Genomic DNA, 21,648 nt, shown 5'->3' on the forward strand with positions numbered 1-21,648 from the left:
TCACAGTTACATTGCCGGTTTCAGCATCCCCTGAATCCAGCCCAAAATAGCCATCAACACCGGATTGTGGCCTTTCTGTATCCGCCAAATCCGTTGACATCATTCGACCCCCCTCTTATCTGTCACGCAACCTCGCGTCCAGAACAGTTTCCGGGCGTTTTAAGGCGCGCGCCTGATTTTCGGCTGGGCCGCGGACAAGAAACGCCGGGGATGAATATTGAGAAAGGGCCAGTCATATGGTCAGCTTTGGCGGTATAGCCCGCAAGTTATTTGGGTCTTCCAACGACCGCCGCGTGCGGTCCTATCAGCCGAACGTCACTGCCATCAACTCTATCGAAGAGAAGACGAAGGCCCTGACGGACGAGCAGCTCGCGGCAAAGACCGTGGAGTTTCGCGCCCTGCTCGCCGAGGGCAAGACGCTCGACGACATTTTGATCCCGGCCTTTGCCGTCGTGCGCGAAGCCTCTCGCCGCGTTCTCGGCCTGCGACCTTTTGACGTACAGCTGGTCGGCGGCATGATCCTGCATTCGAACGCGATCGCCGAGATGAAGACCGGCGAAGGCAAGACCCTCGTCGCCACCCTGCCGGTCTATCTGAACGCGCTTTCCGGCAAGGGCGTGCACGTCGTCACCGTCAACGATTACCTCGCCCAGCGCGATGCCGCGACCATGGGCCGCGTCTACGGCTTCCTCGGCATGACCACCGGCGTCATCGTCCACGGCCTTTCCGACGAGGAACGCCACGCGGCCTATGCCTGCGACATCACCTACGCCACCAACAACGAACTCGGCTTCGATTATCTGCGCGATAACATGAAGTACGAGAAGAACCAGATGGTTCAGCGCGGCCACAACTTCGCAATTGTCGACGAAGTGGACTCGATCCTCGTCGACGAGGCGCGCACGCCGCTGATCATCTCCGGTCCGCTCGACGACCGCTCCGAACTCTATAATACGATCGACGCCTACATACCGCTGCTGGCGCCCAGCGATTACGAGATCGACGAGAAGCAGCGCTCCGCCAACTTCTCCGAAGAGGGCACCGAGAAGCTGGAAAACCTGCTCCGCCAAGCCGGCCTCTTGAAGGGCAACGCGCTCTACGACATCGAGAACGTTGCGATCGTCCACCACGTCAACAACGCGCTGAAGGCCCACAAGCTCTTCCAGCGCGACAAGGACTATATCGTCCGCAACGACGAAGTCGTCATCATCGACGAGTTCACCGGCCGTATGATGCCGGGCCGCCGCTATTCGGAAGGCCAGCACCAGGCGCTCGAAGCCAAGGAAAAGGTGCAGATCCAGCCGGAAAACCAGACGCTGGCCTCGATCACCTTCCAGAACTACTTCCGCATGTACGACAAGCTCGCCGGCATGACCGGCACGGCGCAGACGGAAGCGGAAGAATTCGCCAATATCTACAATCTCGATGTCATCGAGGTCCCGACCAACCTGCCGATCAAGCGCCTCGACGAGGACGACGAGGTTTATCGGACCTTCGACGAGAAGTTCAAGGCGATCATCGAAGAGATCCTCGACGCCCATAAGCGCGGCCAGCCGGTGCTGGTCGGCACCACCTCGATCGAGAAATCGGAACTGCTCGCCGAGCGCCTGCGCAAGCAGGGCTTCGACGACTTCAAGGTGCTGAACGCCCGCTACCACGAGCAGGAAGCCTATATCGTCGCCCAGGCCGGCGTGCCGGGTGCCATCACCATCGCCACCAACATGGCCGGCCGCGGCACCGACATCCAGCTCGGCGGCAACCTCGACATGCGCATCGAGCGCGAGCTCGGCGAAGTCGAAGCCGGTCCGGAGCGTGACGCCCGGATCCAGGCAATCATCGAGGAGATCAAGGAACTCAAGCAAAAGGCGCTCGAAGCCGGTGGCCTCTACGTCATCGCCACCGAACGCCATGAAAGCCGCCGCATCGACAACCAGCTGCGCGGCCGCTCCGGCCGTCAGGGCGACCCCGGCCGCTCGAAGTTCTACCTCTCGCTTCAGGACGACCTGATGCGCATCTTCGGCTCCGACCGCATGGACAGCATGCTGACCAAGCTCGGCCTCAAGGAGGGCGAGGCGATCGTCCATCCCTGGATCAACAAGGCCCTGGAGCGCGCCCAGAAGAAGGTCGAAGCCCGCAACTTCGACATCCGCAAGAACCTCCTGAAGTATGACGACGTTCTCAACGATCAGCGCAAGGTGGTCTTCGAGCAGCGCCTCGAACTGATGGAATCGACCAATATTTCCGAGACCGTTTCCGACATGCGCCGTGAGGTGATCGAGGACATGGTCGAAAAGCATATCCCCGAACGCGCCTATGCCGAACAATGGGATGCCGCCGGCCTGAAGACCGGTGCTTTGAACATTCTCAATCTGGACCTGCCGATCGAGGACTGGGTGAAGGAAGAAGGTATCGGCGAAGACGATATCCGTGAGCGCCTGACGGAAGCCACCAATGCCGCCTTCACGGAAAAGGCTGAGCGTTTCGGTGACGACATCATGCATTATGTCGAACGCTCGATCGTCATGCAGACGCTCGATCATCTCTGGCGCGAGCACATCGTCAACCTCGACCATCTGCGCTCCGTCATCGGATTCCGCGGCTATGCCCAGCGCGATCCGCTGCAGGAATACAAGTCGGAAGCCTTCGAGCTCTTCACGGCGCTGCTCAACAATCTGCGCGAGGCCGTCACTGCCCAGCTGATGCGCGTCGAACTGGTGCAGCAGGCCCCTGCCGAGCCTGAACCGCCGCTGATGCAGGCCCATCACCTGGATCCGACGACCGGCGAAGACGATTTCGCGCCGGCGATATACCAGGCATCGGAAGTCATCGTTTCTCCTGAAAACCGCAACCCGGATGACCCAGCCACCTGGGGCAAGGTCGGCCGCAACGAGACCTGCCCCTGCGGCTCCGGCAAGAAATACAAGCACTGCCACGGCGCCTTCGAGCAGGTCTGAGGCAGGCCCGCAAACATCTGCGAAAATGCCGCCTCCGGGCGGCATTTTCTTTTCTGCGGCAATGCCGGAAAGCCGGAATTTCAGCGTTGGACAGCAGACCCGATCCGGAACCGTTTCTTAACCCTGTTCTGTCAAGACTTCAGGGGCGATTTGCCTGACCTCAGAGTTTTGCGTGTTCATCATGGCGGTCATAGAAACAGCGGAGAAGATGCTGCCCGCGGGTCTGCGCCCGATCGGCGGCCGCACGCTGCGTTTGCTTGCTGCCGTGCTCACCGAGCGCGGTGAGAGGGCGGCCGCCCAGCGTATGGCACTGACGGCCTTTTCGATCCGTATCCTCAGCGCCGCACTCGCCTTCGTCTCCCAGATCGTGCTCGCCCGGCTGATGGGCGAATATGAATACGGCATCTTCGTTTTCGTCTGGGTGCTGGTCGTCGTCTTCGGCGATCTCTCATGCCTCGGTTTCCACACCGCGATCGTCCGCTTTCTGCCGCAATACAGGGCAGCGGGCGCTTTCGAGGAAATCCGCGGCCTGACCGGCACGGCGCGCATCTTTGCGCTGCTGTCCGGCACGGCGGTGCTCGCCGCTGGCATGCTCGGGCTGCATTTCTTCGGCGATATGATCCAGGTCTATTATCTCATCCCGATCTTCATCGGCCTGCTCGCCATGCCGATGATCGCGCTCGGCGACATTCTCGAAGGCACGTCACGGGCAAACCATTGGCCGGTGATGGCGCTGAGCCCGGTCTATATCGTCCGCCCGATCCTCATCATCCTCTTCATGCTGATCGCGATTGCCATCGGCGCCGAGCACACAGCCGTCACCGCGATGCAGGCAGCGCTCGCCGCCACCTACGTCACCGCTCTCGGCCAGTATGCCGCAACGCTTTACCGCCTTCGCCGGCATTATGACGACGGCCCACGCAAGGTCGATTTCCTCGCCTGGTTCAGCGTCGCCTTTCCGATTTTCCTGATCGAGGGCGTGAGCTTCCTGCTGACCAATTCCGACGTCGTCGTCGTCGGCATCTTCCTCGAGCCGCATGACGTCGCCATCTACTTCGCCGCCGCCAAAACGATGGCGCTGGTACATTTCATCAATTTCTCGGTCAAGGCGGCCTCCGGCCCGCGCTTTTCCTCGATCATCGCCGAAGGCGACCACGCCCAGCTGGCAGCCGCAGCCATCGACGCCGCCCGCTGGACCTTCTGGCCGGCGCTCGGGGTCGGCCTTGTCGTGCTTGCGGCCGGTCATCTGCTGCTGTCGCTCTTCGGCGGCGCCTTCACATCGGGCTATCTGGTCATGGCGATCCTGCTCGCCGGCATCCTTGCCAAATCGCTGGTCGGCCCGGCCGAAACGCTGCTGATGATGGCAGGCAAGCAGAACCTCTGTGTCGCGCTCTATGCCGGCGCACTGACGGCCAATGTCGGCCTCAACCTCGCTTTGATCCCGCATTACGGCATCGAGGGCACGGCGATCGCCACGGCCTCTGCCATGGCAGTCGAGGCAATCCTGCTGCATGTCGCCGTGCGCCGCACCCTCGCCATCGTTCTTTTCGCCTTCGCCAGCCCCTCCGCCGCAACGCCAGAAATGAGAGTTCGATAGATGGTGCGTGTTCCCCCCGTTACCGAAAGCACCGACAGCGCCGCAAACCGCATGGTGCATGATCTCGCAGCACTGCATTTCGAAGCGCCGCAGGCCGAGGCTCGCACCGAGATCGGCCGGCCTGGGCGCGAGCTCTGCCTCTATCCCGGCAAACTCGGCTATGAGCTTCAGGATGAGCTCGATTTCCTCTCCAACCGGGCGATGGAACCGAATGTCTTTTTCTCCGGCCGCTTCCTCGCCCCCGCCATGCCGCGGCTCGAAGACCGGCAGGTGAACTTCGCCCTGATCCGCGACCACAATGCCGGTCGCAGCCGCATGCGCTTCCTCTTGCCGTTTTCGGTCGACAAGCCGGGCTTTGCCGTCGGCCCGTCGATCATCCGCGGCTGGTCAAACAGTTTCGGTCCGCTCGGCACGCCGCTCGTCGATGGCGAGGATGCCGCCGAAACCCTCGACAATCTCTTCGAGGGGCTGACCGCCCGTGATCTCAATCTGCCCGCCATAATGGTCCTGCCGGATCTCAGGCTGAACGGTATCTTCGTGCGCATGGTCAAGGCCGTTGCGCTCAGCCGCAATCTTCCCGTCACCGTTACCAATCCCTACCTGCGCCCGATGCTGCAGAGCGAGGAAGAGGCGCCGGTCTATCTCGGCAAAACCATCTCCTCCTCGCATATGCGCGAGATGCGCCGCCAGTGGCGCCTGCTGGAGGAACAGGGAACCGCGGTCTATGCCGTCGCCCGCCAGCCGCGCGAAATCCATACCCGCTTCGAGGAATTCCTGGCGATGGAAGCCGGCGGTTGGAAGGGCAAGCGGCGAAGCGCTCTCGTCACCGATCGTTATCACACGGCCTTCGCCCGCGAGGCGGTGTCGAACCTTGCCGCCGTCGATGCCGTGCGTATTCACACGATCGATCTCAACGGCAAGGCGATCGCCGCCATCGTCGTGCTGATGATGGGCGGCGAGGCCTATACTTGGAAGACCGCCTACGACGAAAACTATGCTCGCTATTCGCCGGGCAAGCTGCTGATGAGCGAACTCACCGAATGGCATCTCGACGACGCCAATATCGTCCGCTCCGATTCCTGCGCCGTCTCGGATCATCCGATCATGAGCCGTTTCTGGCAGGAGCGCGAGGAGATGGGAACGCTGGTGATCGGCCTGACGCAGAACAGCGACCGCGACATGCGCCAGGTCACCGCCCAGCTTCACATGTACCGCAGCACCCGCAATATGGCGAAGATGCTGCGCGAAAAGATCATGTCGCTTGCCGGCCGGGGCTAGAGCCCTTCAGCCGCCGCTCTTTCGCGCAGCAGCCGGCGGATCACCTTGCCGGTGGTGGTTAGCGGTAATGCATCGATGAATTCCACTTCGCGCGGATATTCGTGCATCGAAAGCCGCGTCTTCACCCATTCCCTTATGTCGGCAGCCAACGCCTCGCTTGGATGATGGCCTGGTGAAAGCACGATATAGGCCTTGACGACTTCGGTGCGCACGGCATCGGGCTTGCCGACGGCGGCGGCAAGCTGCACGGCGGGATGACCGATCAGGCAGTCCTCGATCTCGGCCGGGCCGATGCGATATCCCGACGACGTGATGACGTCGTCGTCGCGCCCTTCGAAGGTCACATATCCCTCGGCGTCCTGCCGGCCGATATCGCCGGTGAGCAGCCAGCCTTTGGCGAATTTTCGGTCCGTCGCCACCGTGTCGTCCCAATAGCCGAGGAACATGACAGGATCGGGACTGGCGATGGCGATCTGGCCCGGTTCGCCGACGGGCAACTCGTCGCCCGTCTCGCTGACGATCGCGACGCGATGCCCGGGCACCGCCCGCCCTATGGCGCCCGCTTTAGTGACGCCATAGGCAGCGCTCGACGCAAGCACGAAATTGCACTCCGTCTGGCCGTAGAATTCGTTGACGGTGATGCCGAGCGTATGGCGCGCCCATTCATAGGTCTCGCGCCCGAGCGCCTCTCCGGCCGAGCCGATGGTGCGCAGCACCAAATCATATTTCGAGCGCGGATCGGCAACGGATCTCATCAGCCTCAGCGCCGTCGGCGGAATGAAGGCATTGCGCACCTTCATTTCGGCCATGATGCGATAGGCCATGCCGGCATCGAATTTCTGCGCCGGCGACGAAACGACGGGAATACCGAGCAGAAGACTCGGCAGCAGCGCGTTGAGCAGCCCGCCGGCCCAGGCCCAGTCGGACGGCGTCCAGACCTTATCGTCCGGTTGCGGAAAACCCTCATGGGCGAACTGCATGCCGGGAACATGGCCGGGCAGGACGCGATGGCCATGCAACGCGCCCTTGGGTGGCCCCGTCGTTCCCGAGGTGAAGATCATCAGCGCTGGATCGTCGGGAGACGTCTTTTCTCCCTTGAAGAAGGGCTCGTATGACACGATCAGATCGGCAAAGGAGAGAGCATCGAGAGCACTATCGAGGCTGATCACATGCCGAAGCTCCGGCAGCCGATCGCGAATTTTCCGGACGCGATCAAGGCCGAAATCATTGGTGACGATTGCCACCGCACCTGAGGTCCTCAGCCTGTATTCGAGCGCCTCGACGCCGAAGAGCAGCGCCAGCGGCAAGGCGATTGCGCCCATCTTGTAGATCGCGACATGAACGACCACGGTCTCGAAGGACTGAGGCATCAGCAGCGCGACGCGGTCGCCTCGCTTAATGCCGAGCGAAGCCAGCGCATTGGCGAACATGGACGAGGCGCCGGCAAGCTCACCGTAAGTCAGCGAAAGATGATCGCCATCGGGGCTGAAATGCTCAAGGCAGACACGCTCCGGATCTCTCGCCGCCCAGTCGTCGCTGACGGCGCGGCCGATATTGAAATCCTCCGGAATCCGCCAGGAGAAATCGCGATAAAGATCGTCATAGCGATCGTGGGACGGCAGTTGCATGGTCGGATTCCGATAAAAATGCTGCATCAGCTAACATCTTGCGGCGCGGATGTGCAAGCTGCAGCCAGAATCGACGGCGATGAGCGCGGCTTCAGAAGTCTCGATCACGGATCATTGTGCGCATGCAGCATAGATTCTTCATTTGCCGCCCTGCGACTTTGGCCATCTCGCGCTAAATCATGGAAAGCCGCCTGGGGTCATCCAATTCATCACGGAGTCGTTTCATGGAATACGCAAAATTTGGCAAGACCGGTCTCGAAGTATCGAAGATCTGCTTGGGCTGCATGACCTTTGGCGATCCCGGCCGCGGCAATCATGCCTGGAGCCTGCGGGAAGAAGAAAGCCGGACGATGATCAAGCAGGCGATCGACCTCGGCATCAATTTCCTCGATACCGCCAACACCTATTCCAATGGTTCATCAGAGGAGATCGTCGGCCGGGCCATAAAAGACTTCGCCAAACGCGAGGACATCGTGCTGGCGACCAAGGTGTTCAACCGCATGCGGCCGGGCCCGAACGGCGCCGGCCTGTCGCGCAAGGCGATCTTCGACGAGATCGACAACAGCCTGCGTCGCCTCGGCACCGACTACGTGGATCTCTACCAGATCCACCGCTTCGACTACACGACGCCGATCGAGGAAACGCTGGAAGCGCTGCACGACGTCGTCAAATCGGGCAAGGCCCGTTATATCGGCGCCTCCTCCATGTATGCCTGGCAATTCGCCAAGGCGCTTTACGTCTCCAGGCTGAACGGCTGGACCGAATTCGTCAGCATGCAGGACCACCTGAACCTGCTCTACCGTGAGGAAGAGCGCGAAATGCTGCCGCTTTGCGAGGATCAGAAGATCGCCGTCATCCCCTGGAGCCCGCTTGCCCGCGGCCGCCTGACCCGCGACTGGGACGAGACGACGGCACGCAGCGAAACCGACGAATTCGGCAAGACGCTCTACACCCAGTCCATCGATGCCGACCGCAAGATCGTCGGGGCCGTGGCCGAAATCGCCAGGGCCCGCAACATCTCCCGCGCCCAGGTCGCAACTGCCTGGATCCTGCAGAAAAGTGCGGTGACCGCCCCAATTATCGGCGCGTCCAAACCGAACCACCTCACGGACGCCGTTGCCTCGCTCTCGGTCAAGCTTACCGCCGAGGAAATCGCGGCACTGGAGGCACCCTACATCCCGCACGCCATCGCCGGCTTCAAGTAGCCGCTGGCTTCTCGGTCCTCAGGCATATGCAAGGTAGATCCCTCTCCACGTGGAGAGGGAGATCGAAACCATCGCCATTCGCGACTGAGATTATGTCTGGCTTTCAGGATCGAGCTGCCGGCGCATCGTCACCAGAAACTGCTCGGCAAGCGCCCTGTCCTCGACCGCACGGGCAAGAATGACGGCCCCCATCATCGATGACAGTGTAGTCGTCGCATTGGCGCGGCGCTTTTCTTCCGTTTCGCCGGGAACGATATCGGCAAGCGTGTCGACCAGCACGGACAGCCCGTCGCTGAAGACCGCGCGGACCGCGCCGCGGCTGCGGCTGACTTCCTGGATCAGCGTTGCGAAGACACAGCTGCCGCCCGGATCGTCAACCGTGCGCCAGTGGATATAATGATCGAGAAGCGCTGCCAGCGGCCGGTCCGGCGATTCGGCGATATGCTCCTTCCAGCGCGTCTCGACCTTGTCGATCAGCTTGCGGCTGACCTCAAGCGCCAGGTCGTCCTTCGAACCGAAATGACCGTAAAAGCCGCCATGCGTCAGCCCGGCCGCCTTCATGATGTCGGCGACGCCGACCCCGTCGAAGCCATTTTCGCGGAAAAGCACGCCGGCAACGATCAGGATCTTTTCGCGGTTTTCGGCAAATTTTTCGCGGCTGACCCGCATTTGTCATCTCCAGAAATAGTCGCTTGACAAAATATATGACGTCCATCATCAATACGCAAGAAATATGATGGCCATCATGTAAATCGGTCCAGTATCTCCTAAAACCTGAATTCAAACGGAATCTTGCCCATGGTTTCCACCGTCCTCGCCTCCACCCTTGCCCGGCGCAACATCCATTACGGTTGGGTCGTCGTTGCCGCGACCTTCCTCACCATGCTGGTCACCGCCGGCGCCATGGGCGCACCTGGCGTACTCATCAAGCCGCTGCAGGACGAATTCGGCTGGGAGACCTCGCAGATTTCCTCGGCCCTTGCGATTCGCCTGATCCTTTTCGGCTTCATGGGTCCGTTCGCCGCCGCCTTCATGAATTATTTCGGCGTGCGCAAGGTCATCGTCTTCGCACTGGCGCTGATTGGCGCGGGCTTCGTCGGTTCGCTGTTCATGACGACGCTGTGGCAGCTGCTGCTGCTCTGGGGTATCGTCGTTGGTTTCGGCACGGGTCTGACGGCCATGGTGCTCGCCGCAACGGTCTCCAGCCGCTGGTTCACCAAGCATCGCGGCCTCGTCGTCGGCATGCTCTCGGCAAGCTCGGCCACCGGCCAGCTCGTCTTCCTGCCGCTGATGGCGGAGCTGACGGAGCGCTACGGCTGGCGCTCGACGGTGTTTTTCGTCTGCGCCATGATCATGGTCGCAGCCCTTGCCGTGCTGGCCTTCATGCGCGACCGTCCGGCCGACCTCAACCTGCCCTCCTTCGGTGAGACGCAGGTGACGCCGCCACCGGCAAGCACCTCGCTTGGCGTCGCGTTGATGACGCCGATCACCGTGCTTAAGGAAATCTCGAAGACCTCGACCTTCTGGATCCTCTTTGCCACCTTTTTCATCTGCGGCCTCAGCACCAACGGCCTGATCCAGACTCATTTCGTCACCCTTTGCGGCGATTTCGGCATCGTGCCGGTGGCCGCCGCCAGCGTGCTGGCCGTCATGGGCATCTTCGATTTCTTCGGCACCATCGGCTCCGGCTGGCTGTCCGATCGCTTCGATAATCGCTGGCTGCTCTTCTGGTATTACGGCCTGCGCGGCCTGTCGCTGCTCTACCTGCCCTTCAGCGATTTCAGTTTTTACGGCCTCTCCATCTTCGCCATCTTCTACGGCCTCGACTGGATCGCCACCGTGCCGCCGACCGTCAAGATCGCCGCCGATCGCTTCGGCCCCGAAAAGGTCGGCCTCGTCTTCGGCTGGGTCTTCGCCGGCCATCAGCTGGGAGCAGCCACCGCCGCCTATGGCGCCGGCCTCTCGCGTACGGAACTTTCGAGCTACCTGCCCGCCTTCTTCGTCGCCGGCGCCTTCTGCCTCTTGGCCTCGATCCTGGCGATCACGCTGAAGAAGTCCGGCCTGAGCAGCCCGGCACCGGCCGCCGCCCATTGATATCAGACAGGATCCGGCCTCGACGCGAGGCCGGATCTCTCTACGGATCAGTCCGATAACTTCGCTTGCCCGTCTTGCGCGTCCGGGCGCTCGCATGTTAGACAGCCGCCCGTTCATATCCGTTGCCCCATTGGCGGAATTGGTAGACGCGCTCGACTCAAAATCGAGTTTCGAAAGAAGTGCTGGTTCGACTCCGGCATGGGGCACCAGCCTTCGCTCTGTGAGCTTCGGCTCGGCAAGCCGAAGAGAGCAGCTAAGCGGAGGCTGTCGCGCCGTAGTTCCGTCAGGAACGAAGGCGGACGGGTTCTATAATGCTCCGGTTGGCTGCACCATCATCTCAAATGCCTTGCCTTGCCTCAAAGAATCGATGGCCCTACGGAAGGAATTTCGCATCTAAGCGAAGCTTACTTATTCTTCAGCAGCCACATCTTGCCGGCCATCGTGATGCCGTAGACGTCTTTTGATGCGTCGTCATCCAGGTGCCGCCTTTCGAGAAAACCCGGCTCCTTCAATTCGCCCAACGTCTTGGCAGTGACCGACTTTATTTTCTGAGGCCGCTCTTTCCACCGGTCAGTTTTTGCATAAGTAACTGTCGCATTCTCGTGCGTCCATTTATTGGCTGGCTGAGGATAAAGGTCTCCATCCCTGGCGAGTTTAAGTGCGGCGATCTGGGACGGCGTAAGCTCAATCATACTAAAAGATCCTGTGCGGGCGGTGTTTGCGCTGGGAACGCGCTTTTACCAAAGGCGTGCTCATAACACCGACAGACGACTTTCACCACCGCATTGAGATATTCTTGCCACAAAAGGCGAAAACCCGGCTCGTCGGAACCGGGCTTCGTCCTTATCGCATATTTTTTCGCTAATTGCAGCGACGGACCGTCTTGGTGACCTCGCCTTCGTCGGTCTGTCGGGTGACGCTCCTGGTTTCGCAGCCATTATCGCGATAGCGGCGGTGCTCACGTTCACGCACGGCACCGAACGTGACGCCACGTTCGCTGATGGTGATGCCGGGTCGTACCCGCTCGTGGCGATAGCCGTCGTCATAAGAACGCTCCCTGACATAGACGCTGTCGGCAAGAACAGGCGCTGCAAACGAGCAGGCGGCAAGGGCCGCCACAGTACAGTTCAAGATCATCTTCCGCATGTCGTTTCTCCTTTCTTGATGAAAGGGCAACGAGGCAAGACGCAAGTGGTTCCAACATCGGTGACGGCCCGACCGTGCCGCGGACGACGTCTGCGCCACACCAGCCAGGACTGAGAACGAAAGCCCGAACAGCAGCCCATCCCCAAATCAACTGTTTAATTTTGCTTGCACTTCGTCCAAAGTGGCCGCCGCTATCACAAGAGAGGGCGGACGTGCATCAGGAAGTAGGACTTATCGCGACGGTCGCCGTCAGTTTCGTTTTCGCAGCGATCCTGGGCTATGGGGCCGACCGGCTTCGGCTGCCGCCACTCGTCGGTTATTTGATGGCGGGCATCCTGATGGGGCCGTTCACACCGGGCTTCGTCGCCGATACCGCCCTTGCCGGCCAGCTCGCCGAGATGGGCGTTATCCTTTTGATGTTCGGCGTCGGCCTGCATTTTTCCGCCTCCGACCTGCTCGCCGTGCGCGGCATCGCTGTGCCTGGCGCGATCGGGCGGATCATCCTCGCCACCCTCTTGGGCATCGGCCTTTGCAAACTCTGGGGCTGGAGCCTCGGCGCCGGCATCGTCCTCGGCCTCAGCCTGTCGGTGGCGAGCACCGTCGTTCTCTTGAAGGCGCTGGAAGAGCGCAATCTCGTCAACGCGGCGAGCGGACGCGTCGCCGTTGGCTGGCTGATCGTCGAGGATCTGGTGATGGTGCTGGCGCTGGTGCTGCTGCCGGCGCTGGCAGAGCTTCTGGGTGGCAACGCCAGCAATACGACCAATCACGGCCTCGGTGACCTGCCACTGGCGCTGACGATCGGCCTGACACTGCTGAAGGTTGTTGCCTTCGCCGCCATGGCGATCTTCCTCGGCCCTCGCATCGTGCCCTGGCTGCTGACGATGATCGCCCGCACCGGCTCGCGGGAACTCTTTACGCTGACGGTGCTGGCGATCGCACTCGGCATCGCTTTCGGTTCGGCGGCGATCTTCGGCGTCTCCTTTGCGCTCGGCGCATTTTTCGCCGGCGTCGTCATGAGCGAATCCCAGCTCAGCCACAGGGCCGCCGCCGACTCGTTGCCGCTGCAGAATGCCTTCTCTGTGCTGTTCTTCGTCTCCGTCGGCATGCTCTTCGATCCCTCCATCCTGGTGCGCCAGCCGCTGGCCGTGATCGGCGCACTGGCGCTCGTCATCCTCGGCAAGGGCATCATCACCTTCCTCATCGTCATCCTGCTCAGATACCCTATCAGCATGGGACTGACATTGGCCGGCGGCCTCGCCCAGATCGGCGAGTTTTCCTTCATCCTCGCCGGCCTCGGCGTCTCACTCGGGCTCCTGCCGCATGAGGGCCAGGATCTGATCCTGGCCGCCGCGATCCTGTCGATCACACTCAACCCGATCGTGATCTTCGCAACCGACGGCCTGAAGAAATACATCCATTCGAAATGGCCCTCCCTTTGGGAAAGCTACGGTAGGAGCAGGCAGAAGGCGCTCGGCAAAGAACTGGAAAAGATCAGGGCGCTCGGCGAAGAGCGCGAGCGCCAGCATCAACTGAAGATGCAGCAGCTGATCGAGACTTTCCCGCTGTTCTCGGAGGTCGATGAGAACGCGCAGGAGGAGCTGCTGCTGCTCTTCAAGGCGAAATCCGCGCCGCCGGGCGAGCGCGTCATCCGCCGTGGTGACCGGGGCGATAGCATGTATTTCATCTCCTCGGGCGCGGTGGAAGTGCGGCTCGCCAGCGGCGCGATCCGCCTAGAGCCGGGAGCCTTCTTCGGGGAAATGGCGCTGCTGACCGGCGGACGGCGCACCGCCGACGTCATCGCCGTCGACTTCTGCCAGTTCGAGGTGCTCGAACGGCGCGACTTCAACATGTTCATGTCGCACCATCCGCATCTGCGCGCTGCCGTTAGCGAAATGGCCCAGAAGCGGACGGAAATGAACGTCCTGCGGCAGCAATGGGAAAAGTCGATGGACCTGTCCTGACGCAAACAGCGCCGCATGTCACGCGACCGTGATTGCCTCAGCCCGCCGGCCAATAGCCGTCGGAGCGGAAATCCTCCGGGATCGGATCGAGCCGCGACAACGTCTCGGCTGCGAAATCGATCTGCAGCGACAAGTGTTTGAGAGACGCCAGCATTGGCACACCGGTCGCGAATTCCCGGATGCGGGACAGATGATAACCGCTCTCGCTGATCCGTCGCGCAGCCTCCCGGCGCACGTCCTCTTTGCTTGGTCCGCGCCCCTCTTCGGACCAGTCATCCATTTGCACGGCCCGCCCACGGCCGCCTTCGATCACTTTGAACATTCTCATGCCACCTTGCACGTCGACCCTAAATCAGCTTGCCGCAGAATGGCCGATTCGCAATCCTGCGAAATCTTGGGAGAGGCGCTGACACCCGTCATCACGAAAATTTTTCGACGGCGGTGGCAGGAAGGACACGGGCGAGCATTTACAGCGCCGCGCACGGCCCCTAAAGCTCTTTTGCACTGCAACAGGAAGGAAACGGAATGCTCCGCAGACTTTACGACTGGACCATGTCTCTGGCCGCGCGCAAATCGGCCGAAATCTGGCTCGCCGTCATCGCCTTCGTCGAAAGCTCCATCTTTCTCGTCCCCGCCGATGTGCTCTTCCTGCCGATGGCGCTTGCCAGGCCGGAACGCTCCTATCGCTACGCGCTGGTCGCGACCGTCGCATCCGTACTCGGCGGCATCGCCGGCTGGGCGCTCGGCTTTTACGCCTATGAGACGGTCGCGCGGCCGGTTCTCGAATTCTATGGCAAGCTCGATGCCTTTGAGCAGATGAAGGCCTATGTCACCTACGAGTGGATCCTGCTGCTGCTTGTCACATCAGGTCTTGCGCATCTGCCGCCGATCAAGATCGTGACGATTCTGTCTGGCGTCATCCACGTCAATCTGGGCCTTTTCATTGTTTCGGCGATTATTGCACGCGGCGCGCGTTTCCTCTTCCTCGCTTGGCTGCTGCGCCGCTACGGCGAGCCGATCCGTGACTTCATCGAGAAGCGCCTCGGCCAAATCGTTGGCATCGGTGCCGCTACCGTGATCGTGCTATATGTCGGCTACCGCTCTTTCGCTCACTAGGCGAGGATGATTTTCGGCCGCACAGGCCTAAAATCTCAATCTGCATCTCATGCTCTACTAAACTCGCGGAGCTCCGCCATGACTATTTCCTCGCCGCTCGCCCGCCCCGGCTTTGTCTATTCCATGTTGCTCGCCATCGGCATGGCTGCGGCGGTCGGCACCGCGCTCGGCTTCCAGTATATCGGCGGTTATATTCCCTGTGCCCTCTGCCTGTTGCAACGGCAGCCCTATTATTACGCCATCCCGATCGCGATCCTGGCCGCCATCTCCGAGCTCGTCGGACTTCCGAACTGGATCACCCGGGCGCTCATTCTCGCGGCCGGCATCCTGATGCTGGTGACGGCAGGCATGGGCGTCTATCACGCCGGCGTCGAATGGCACTTCTGGCCCGGCCCGGCCACCTGCTCAACGACGGCAAGCAGCATGACGACCAATGCCGGCGATCTGCTCGGTGAGCTCAACACCATCAAGGGCCCGTCCTGCACCGACGCGGCACTGCGCGTGCTCGGCCTGTCTTTTGCGGGCTGGAACGTGATTGCCGGAATCCTGCTCGCAGCCTTCGCCTTTGTCGGCGTTCGCAAGGCCGCCTCATAAAATTATGCAGCATTCGAAGTGCTGCAGCGTCCTTGCGCCTCTCGAAAAGACGCGACGCTGCAGGCCGTTCGATCAAGGCTGCAGTTCGGTATCCCAATAGAGATAGTCGAGCCAGCTTTCATGCAGATAGTTCGGCGGGAACAGCCGGCCGTTATTGTGCAGATCCTGCACCGTCGGCTGATAGGGCTTCTGCGCCGGGAACATGCTTGCCTGCTTCGGAAGCTTGCTGCCCTTGCGCAGATTGCAAGGCGAGCAGGCTGCCACGACATTCTCCCACGTGGTCTCGCCGCCATGGGCGCGCGGGATGACGTGGTCGAAGGTCAGGTCGTCATGGGCGCCGCAATACTGGCATTCGAACCGGTCGCGCAGGAAGACGTTGAACCGGGTGAAAGCGGGATTGCGGGACGGCTGAACGTAAGTCTTCAGGCACACGACACTCGGAAGCCGCATCGAAAAGCTCGGCGAGGAAACCGAATGTTCATATTCTGCAATGATGTTCACACGGTCGAGAAATACCGCCTTGATCGCGTCCTGCCAGGACCACAACGACAAGGGGTAATAACTCAGCGGCCGGTAGTCAGCGTTCAGGACGAGCGCCGGCAGGGCCTGTGGGGAGACTGCAATCGTCAAGGGACTCTCCTGATCGATTCGGCATCTGCACCTGTATATTAGGCCGGTTGTTACAGGATTGTGAAGTCCAATAAATTCAGAGGATAAAGGCAATTTGAAGAGTGTTGCCGATCAGCCGATCGGCACCATGTCACGGCGCATCTTCGTGGCGTAGTAGGCCCAGAAAAGCCGTGCCGCTACCGAGCGCCACGGCGACCAGACTGCCGAAAGCTCAGCAAGCGTCTTCGCCTGCGGCCGTGCAGCGAGACCGAATGCCGCCCCGACGGCATTCTGCAGCGCGACATCGCCGGCCGGGAAAACATCGGCGTGGCCGCCGCAAAACATTAGATAGACCTCTGCCGTCCACGGCCCGACGCCCTTCAACGCGGTCAGTTCGCCAAGCGCCTCGCCCGGCGGCTTCAGGCAGAGCCCGGAGAGATCGAGACGGCCGGAGGCGACCGCTTCGGCAATCCGCGACAGCGTCTCGGCCTTGGCGCGCGACAGACCGAATTCGCGCCACGCATCGGCGTGAAGCAGCGTGTAGCCTTGGGCCGTCAGCGAACCGTCCTCCGGCAGCATGCGCCGCCAGATCGCCTCGGCGCTGGCGCGCGACACCATCTGCGAGACGATGATATGGGCAAGGCCGGCAAAGCCGGGTTCGCGCAACCTGAGCGGAATGGGCCCGGCCTCCGCAACGATCGTCGCAAGACGCGGATCGAGGCGAAGCAGCGCTTCGAGCCCCTGTTTGACGTCATCTTCGTTGCGGATGATCTGCACTTTGCCTCGCAGTGGTTCAAAAACCGAATCCATGGCAGAAGAAAGCATGACCACGAGTGAGCGTCAAAAACCTGTCTTTCGTTTTGCGCCGAGCCCCAACGGACCGTTGCATCTCGGACATGCCCTCTCGGCCCTCATGAACCGCGACATGGCGCAGGCCGAACAAGCGCGCTTGCTGCTGCGCATCGAGGATATCGACCAGACACGCTGCACGCCGGAGTTCGAGGCCGGCATTCTCAGGGATCTCGAATGGCTTGATATCGGCTGGGAAAGCCCGGTGCGGCGCCAGTCGGAACATTTTCCCGAATATCAGGCGGCACTGCACACGCTGATCGAGCGCGGGCTGGTCTATCCGGCCTTTCTGACGCGCGGCGAGGTGAAGGCCCGCGTCGTCGCCTACGAGGCGGCGGGTGAACTCTGGCCGCGCGATCCCGACGGCACCCCGCATTATCCCGCAAGTGATCGCGAGCGTCCGGCAGACGAATGGCGGGACATACTGACCTCGGGGAAGAAACATGCCTGGCGGCTCGATATGCGCAAAGCGCTCGACCTGATCGGCGAACTGCTGTTCTGGACGGAAACCGGCGACGGCAGGACAGGCGAGATTGCCGCAGAACCCGACGTCTGGGGCGACGTCATCCTGTCGCGCTCGGATGCGCCATCGAGCTATCATCTTTCCGTGGTCGTCGACGATGCGCTGCAGGGCGTCACCCATGTCGTGCGCGGGCTCGACCTCTTCCACGCCACATCGGTGCACCGGCTGTTGCAGGTGCTGCTCGGCCTGCCGCAGCCGGTCTATCACCATCATCGTCTCATTCTCGGCGCCGATGGCCGCAAGCTTTCGAAAAGCCAAGGCGACACCGGGCTTGGCGAATTGCGCGCCCAGGGCATGTCAGGGGCGGATATTCGCCGCCTTGTCGGGCTCTGATTGCCTTTCGACACGCTCTCTGCCGACGATCGACAGCGTGTGGGAGAACATCCGGAAGACGCGGAACTTGATCAGCGCTGCATTGATCTCCGCCCCGATGATGAAGATGACGCCGACCATGTAGAGGAAGATCAGCACGATCATGACAGAGGCGAGACCGGCATAGGTTGCCGTGTAATTGGCGAAGGTCGCGAGATAATAGGCAAAGATCAGCGCGCCGGCGAGCCAGAGAAGCAGCGTCAGCAGCACCCCGGGAATGACGTCGAAGACCCGCCGCTTGCCGGCCGGCAGCCAGAGATGCATGACCAGCAGTCCGACGGTCAGAACCACCAGCGTGCCGTAGATGCGCCAGCTGAAGACGATGTCGAGCGTATCGGCAAACAGCGGGAACCATTTCCTCGAGTAATCGAGCGCCAGCGGCAGGGCGACCAGCAGAATGCTGATCGCCGTGAAGATGATGACCGCGATCAACACGTAGCCCAGGCTGGCGAGACGGGTGAAATACCAGGCCCGCGTTTCCTGCACCCGATAGGCGCGATTGAGCGAAATGCGCAGCGCCTCGACACCGTTCGAAGCGAAATATGCGGCCGCCAGCACCGAGATCGTCAGCAGCCCGCCGCGCGGAATGGTCAGCACCTGCAGCACCTGGTCGGCGAGCGGTTTGGCGATCGCCTCGGGCCAGGTGTCAAAGATCAGGTGGATGGCGGTCGAAGAGAACTGATCGGCGCCGAGGAAGCTTGCAAGCGCGGTGCCGAAGATCAGGAAGGGGAAAACCGCAAGCAGGCTCGACAGCGCCACATGGCTTGCCATGGCAAAGCCGTCGTCCTCGACCATGTGACAGATCGCGTCATAGACCACGTCGTAGATCGTGCGCAGCACCTTCGGCATTCCGTCTCCGGCTTTCCAGATTGTATCCTCTGGCCGAATATGGGAAACGAGTCCCATTTTGTACAGGAATCATTCCATGGCGGGAGAGCGCACCATCGTCGTGACCGGATGTTCGTCCGGTATCGGCGCTCATTGCGCGCGGGCGCTGAAAGCCGATGGCTGGCGTGTCTTCGCAACGGTGCGCAAGCCGGACGATCTTTCGGGGCTGGAAGCAGAAGGCATCGAAGCCTTCCTGATGGACTATGCCAGGACCGAGACGATTTCCGATCTGGTCGGCGCGGTTCTGGAACGCAGCGGCGGTCGCATCGACGCCCTCTTCAATAACGGCGCCTATGGCCAGCCGGGCGCCGTCGAAGATCTGTCGACGGCAACGCTGCGCGCGCAGTTCGAGGCGAATTTCTTCGGCTGGCATGAGCTGACGCGGCAGGTCATTCCGCCGATGCGCAAGCGCGGAGAGGGGAGGATCGTGCAATGCTCGTCGATCCTCGGCGTCGTCCCCTATCGCTATCGTGGCGCCTACACCGCGTCCAAGTTCGCGCTGGAAGGCCTCAGCGTTACGCTGCGCATGGAGCTGCAGGGCAGCGGCATCCATGTCAGTCTGATCGAGCCGGGACCGATCACTACGCGGTTCACCGCCAATGCGCTCGCAAAGATCAAGGAGCATATCGACCTCGAGAATTCGCCGCACGCGGTCGATTACATCAGACAATTGGCGAGACTCGACGGATCGGGGCCGGTCAACCGCCATAAACTCGGCCCGGAAGCGGTCTATTCCGTGTTGAAACACGCATTGAACTCGAAAAATCCGAGGCCACATTATCCTGTAACGACTCCGGCTAAGCAGGGCATGTTCCTGAAGCGGCTGCTTCCGGCAGACCTCTTCTACCGCCTGATGCGCTGGACGGACTGACTGAGAAAGTTGAACGCCATGTCCACGGTCACCTATATCCTCGCGATCATTGTCATGGGCCTCGTCGCCCTCGTCCTGATCCGCGGCCTCTTCAACATGATGAAGGGCGGCGATCCCAACCGTTCCAACAAGCTGATGCAGCTTCGTGTGCTGTTGCAGGCGATCGCCGTCATCCTGATCATGATAACGCTCTGGTGGACCGGCGGCGGCCGTCCGACGTGACCGGACTTCAAGGGGGAAACCGTGGTCAAGCTCAACAAGATCTACACGAAAACAGGCGATGACGGCACGACCGGGCTGGTGTCCGGCCCGCGCCGGCTCAAAGACGATCTGCGCGTCGAGGCCTACGGTACGATCGACGAGGCCAATTCCGCGATCGGCCTGGCGCGGCTGCACACATCAGGCTTGCCCGAACTCGACGCCATGCTGATGTCGATCCAGAACGATCTCTTCGATCTCGGCGCCGATCTCGCTACCCCCGACACTGGTGAGCCGCCGGCCTACGAGCCCCTGCGGATCATCGAGACGCAGGTCGACCGCGTCGAGCGTGATATCGACCAGTTGAACGCCGGCCTGGAGCCGCTGAAATCCTTCATCCTGCCAGGCGGCAGTCCGGCCGCCGCCCATCTGCATCTTGCCCGCACGATTGCGCGCCGAGCCGAGCGTTTGATGGTGGCGCTTGCCCGCACCGACGGCGAAATCGTCGGCGAGCCGGCGATGAAATATGTCAACCGGCTCTCCGATTTCCTCTTCGTCGCCGCGCGTCATGCAAATGACCGGGGCCATGCGGATGTACTTTGGGTTCCGGGAAAAACCAGATAGGCTTGCCTCGATCACGATCGCCGGGGGGCCTTTATGTTCATACCACTTCACGATGCCAATACGCTGAAACATATCAAGGTCCAGTGGGTGACGCTCGCACTGATCGCCCTGAATATCGCGGTCTGGCTTTTGACCAGCCTGGAGAGCGAGCAGGCAGCCCAGGCAACGACCGTCGGGCTCGGCTACATCCCGGCAATCGCCTTCGGTCACGCGGTGCTGGCGCAGGGGCTCGAAATCGTGCCGGAGCCGCTGACCTACCTGACCTACGCCTTCGTCCATACCGGCTTTTGGCATTTGGCCGGCAACATGATCTTCCTCTGGGTCTTCGGCGACAATGTCGAGGATGCGATGGGGCATCTGCGCTTCCTGATCTTCTATTTCGTTTGCGCCGCCGCCGGCGCGCTCTGCCACGGCCTGCTGACCATGACCTCGGAAGCACCGCTGGTCGGCGCGTCGGGGGCGGTCTCCGGCGTCGTTGCCGCCTATGTCATGCTGCATCCGCGCGTCCGGGTCTGGGTGCTGGTGTTTTTCCGCGTGCCGTTGCCCCTGCCGGCCTTCGTGCCGCTGCTTTTGTGGATCGGGCAGCAGTTCTTCATGTTGGCGATTGCACCTGACGGCGACGTTTCCTGGGGCGCGCATGTTGGCGGCATCCTTGCCGGCGCTTTACTGATCCTGCTGTTGCGCCGGCCTGGTGTGCCGCTCTTCGACCGGCAGATCGTCACGCCCCGCGCCGTCAGAAACGACCCGGGCGCCGGCCCGGCCATCGCAGCCGGCACGGACGGGCGGACGGCGCAGCGATTTCCCTGGGGCCGCCGCTGACGACAATATTGACGTGAACGTAAACGTCCATATATTGCCGAGGCAAATCGCCTGCCGGCCTCATGCAAGCGTTGAATTTGGAGGAAAAACGCGTATCCATGTCGCCATTCGACAATCGGAGCGGCGTCCGAACGCGCATTTTCTAAAAAAGTCTCCGAAGCCAGTTTCTCCTGAAGGAAGGACCACATGAAGATACTCGTGCCAGTCAAACGGGTTGTCGACTACAACGTGAAGATCCGGGTGAAGCCGGATGGCACGGGTGTCGAGCTTGCCAATGTGAAGATGTCGATGAACCCGTTCGACGAGATCTCGGTGGAAGAGG

At 61.4% G+C, this 21,648-nt stretch carries 21 protein-coding genes, 1 tRNA gene and 1 pseudogene; 15 read left to right on the forward strand and 8 right to left on the reverse strand.

Going from position 1 to position 21,648, the window contains the following annotated elements:
- The first annotated feature begins 236 nt into the window (after positions 1-236).
- The 3 genes from secA (at position 237) to HX898_RS32725 (ending at position 5,829) form a co-directional block, all read left to right on the forward strand.
- A complete protein-coding gene (gene secA, locus HX898_RS32715; RefSeq protein WP_138331673.1) occupies positions 237-2,954 on the forward strand; it encodes a preprotein translocase subunit SecA in 2,718 nt (905 codons plus the stop codon).
- A 181-nt stretch (positions 2,955-3,135) separates the two neighbouring features.
- A complete protein-coding gene (locus HX898_RS32720; RefSeq protein WP_138331674.1) occupies positions 3,136-4,551 on the forward strand; it encodes a lipopolysaccharide biosynthesis protein in 1,416 nt (471 codons plus the stop codon).
- The gene (locus tag HX898_RS32725) at positions 4,552-5,829 is read left to right on the forward strand and encodes a GNAT family N-acetyltransferase (protein WP_180196789.1); all 1,278 of its coding nucleotides are present in this window, start codon (positions 4,552-4,554) and stop codon (positions 5,827-5,829) included.
- Here HX898_RS32725 and HX898_RS32730 read toward each other — a convergent pair.
- Positions 5,826-7,457: an AMP-binding protein gene (locus HX898_RS32730; protein ID WP_180196790.1), complete on the reverse strand. Its 1,632-nt coding sequence runs from the start codon at positions 7,455-7,457 to the stop codon at positions 5,826-5,828. The genes HX898_RS32725 and HX898_RS32730 overlap by 4 nt on opposite strands.
- Before the next feature lie 224 nt (positions 7,458-7,681).
- On the opposite strand from HX898_RS32730, the gene HX898_RS32735 reads away from it, so the two are divergent.
- Positions 7,682-8,662, forward strand: a complete 981-nt coding sequence (locus HX898_RS32735) for an aldo/keto reductase (protein WP_138331677.1) — start codon at positions 7,682-7,684, stop codon at positions 8,660-8,662.
- A 90-nt stretch (positions 8,663-8,752) separates the two neighbouring features.
- Here the strand turns inward: HX898_RS32735 and HX898_RS32740 are convergent, their stop codons facing one another.
- The gene (locus tag HX898_RS32740; protein WP_138331678.1) at positions 8,753-9,331 is read right to left on the reverse strand and encodes a TetR/AcrR family transcriptional regulator; all 579 of its coding nucleotides are present in this window, start codon (positions 9,329-9,331) and stop codon (positions 8,753-8,755) included.
- Positions 9,332-9,460: 129 nt separating this feature from the next.
- Between HX898_RS32740 and HX898_RS32745 the strand changes: the two genes are divergently transcribed.
- Together HX898_RS32745 and HX898_RS32750 are read left to right on the forward strand one after the other, a co-directional pair.
- On the forward strand, positions 9,461-10,756 hold the full coding sequence (locus HX898_RS32745; RefSeq protein WP_138331679.1) for an MFS transporter: 1,296 nt from the start codon (positions 9,461-9,463) through the stop codon (positions 10,754-10,756).
- Positions 10,757-10,880: 124 nt separating this feature from the next.
- Positions 10,881-10,965 (forward strand) — tRNA-Leu (locus HX898_RS32750).
- A 195-nt stretch (positions 10,966-11,160) separates the two neighbouring features.
- Here the strand turns inward: HX898_RS32750 and HX898_RS32755 are convergent.
- Together HX898_RS32755 and HX898_RS32760 are read right to left on the reverse strand one after the other, a co-directional pair.
- The gene (locus tag HX898_RS32755; RefSeq protein WP_003543268.1) at positions 11,161-11,448 is read right to left on the reverse strand and encodes a hypothetical protein; all 288 of its coding nucleotides are present in this window, start codon (positions 11,446-11,448) and stop codon (positions 11,161-11,163) included.
- A gap of 169 nt (positions 11,449-11,617) precedes the next feature.
- Positions 11,618-11,902 (reverse strand): hypothetical protein, encoded by a 285-nt coding sequence (locus HX898_RS32760; protein WP_105007503.1) that lies wholly within the window; start codon positions 11,900-11,902, stop codon positions 11,618-11,620.
- A 212-nt stretch (positions 11,903-12,114) separates the two neighbouring features.
- Between HX898_RS32760 and HX898_RS32765 the strand changes: the two genes are divergently transcribed.
- Positions 12,115-13,863 (forward strand): cation:proton antiporter, encoded by a 1,749-nt coding sequence (locus HX898_RS32765; RefSeq protein WP_138331680.1) that lies wholly within the window; start codon positions 12,115-12,117, stop codon positions 13,861-13,863.
- A gap of 37 nt (positions 13,864-13,900) precedes the next feature.
- Here the strand turns inward: HX898_RS32765 and HX898_RS32770 are convergent, their stop codons facing one another.
- A complete protein-coding gene (locus tag HX898_RS32770) occupies positions 13,901-14,191 on the reverse strand; it encodes a hypothetical protein (protein ID WP_138331681.1) in 291 nt (96 codons plus the stop codon).
- 197 nt (positions 14,192-14,388) lie between these two features.
- Here HX898_RS32770 and HX898_RS32775 point away from each other — a divergent pair, with 197 nt between their 5' ends.
- Both HX898_RS32775 and HX898_RS32780 read left to right on the forward strand, forming a co-directional pair.
- Positions 14,389-14,979: a YqaA family protein gene (locus HX898_RS32775; RefSeq protein WP_017995313.1), complete on the forward strand. Its 591-nt coding sequence runs from the start codon at positions 14,389-14,391 to the stop codon at positions 14,977-14,979.
- Between the two features lie 78 nt (positions 14,980-15,057).
- Positions 15,058-15,573, forward strand: a complete 516-nt coding sequence (locus HX898_RS32780) for a disulfide bond formation protein B (protein WP_138331682.1) — start codon at positions 15,058-15,060, stop codon at positions 15,571-15,573.
- A 72-nt stretch (positions 15,574-15,645) separates the two neighbouring features.
- On the opposite strand, the gene HX898_RS32785 is transcribed toward HX898_RS32780, so the two are convergent.
- Entirely contained in the window at positions 15,646-16,203 is a 558-nt protein-coding gene (locus tag HX898_RS32785) for an HNH endonuclease (RefSeq protein WP_012759160.1), read from the reverse strand.
- A 111-nt stretch (positions 16,204-16,314) separates the two neighbouring features.
- Positions 16,315-17,007, reverse strand: coding sequence for a DNA-3-methyladenine glycosylase (locus tag HX898_RS32790; RefSeq protein ID WP_138332021.1), 693 nt, complete (start codon positions 17,005-17,007; stop codon positions 16,315-16,317).
- Here HX898_RS32790 and gluQRS point away from each other — a divergent pair.
- Positions 17,006-17,887 (forward strand): tRNA glutamyl-Q(34) synthetase GluQRS, encoded by an 882-nt coding sequence (gene gluQRS / locus HX898_RS32795; protein ID WP_138331683.1) that lies wholly within the window; start codon positions 17,006-17,008, stop codon positions 17,885-17,887. The two genes, HX898_RS32790 and gluQRS, sit on opposite strands and share 2 nt — an antisense overlap.
- Here the strand turns inward: gluQRS and HX898_RS32800 are convergent.
- Positions 17,852-18,775, reverse strand: coding sequence for a YihY/virulence factor BrkB family protein (locus HX898_RS32800; protein WP_003543284.1), 924 nt, complete (start codon positions 18,773-18,775; stop codon positions 17,852-17,854). The genes gluQRS and HX898_RS32800 overlap by 36 nt on opposite strands.
- A 76-nt stretch (positions 18,776-18,851) precedes the next feature.
- Here HX898_RS32800 and HX898_RS32805 point away from each other — a divergent pair, with 76 nt between their 5' ends.
- From HX898_RS32805 to HX898_RS32825, 5 genes and pseudogenes are all read left to right on the forward strand, one after another.
- Complete coding sequence (locus HX898_RS32805) at positions 18,852-19,685, forward strand: SDR family oxidoreductase (protein WP_180196791.1); 834 nt, start codon at positions 18,852-18,854, stop codon at positions 19,683-19,685.
- Between the two features lie 18 nt (positions 19,686-19,703).
- Positions 19,704-19,907, forward strand: a complete 204-nt coding sequence (locus HX898_RS32810) for a twin transmembrane helix small protein (RefSeq protein ID WP_138331685.1) — start codon at positions 19,704-19,706, stop codon at positions 19,905-19,907.
- A 21-nt stretch (positions 19,908-19,928) separates the two neighbouring features.
- Positions 19,929-20,507 (forward strand): cob(I)yrinic acid a,c-diamide adenosyltransferase, encoded by a 579-nt coding sequence (locus tag HX898_RS32815; protein WP_180196792.1) that lies wholly within the window; start codon positions 19,929-19,931, stop codon positions 20,505-20,507.
- Between the two features lie 33 nt (positions 20,508-20,540).
- A complete protein-coding gene (locus HX898_RS32820) occupies positions 20,541-21,326 on the forward strand; it encodes a rhomboid family intramembrane serine protease (protein ID WP_180196793.1) in 786 nt (261 codons plus the stop codon).
- Between the two features lie 186 nt (positions 21,327-21,512).
- Positions 21,513-21,648, forward strand: a pseudogene (locus HX898_RS32825) (electron transfer flavoprotein subunit beta/FixA family protein); the annotation flags it as partial.

This window comes from Rhizobium sp. WYCCWR 11128, assembly GCF_013416305.1.
In the GTDB taxonomy this organism is placed as follows: domain Bacteria; phylum Pseudomonadota; class Alphaproteobacteria; order Rhizobiales; family Rhizobiaceae; genus Rhizobium; species Rhizobium indicum.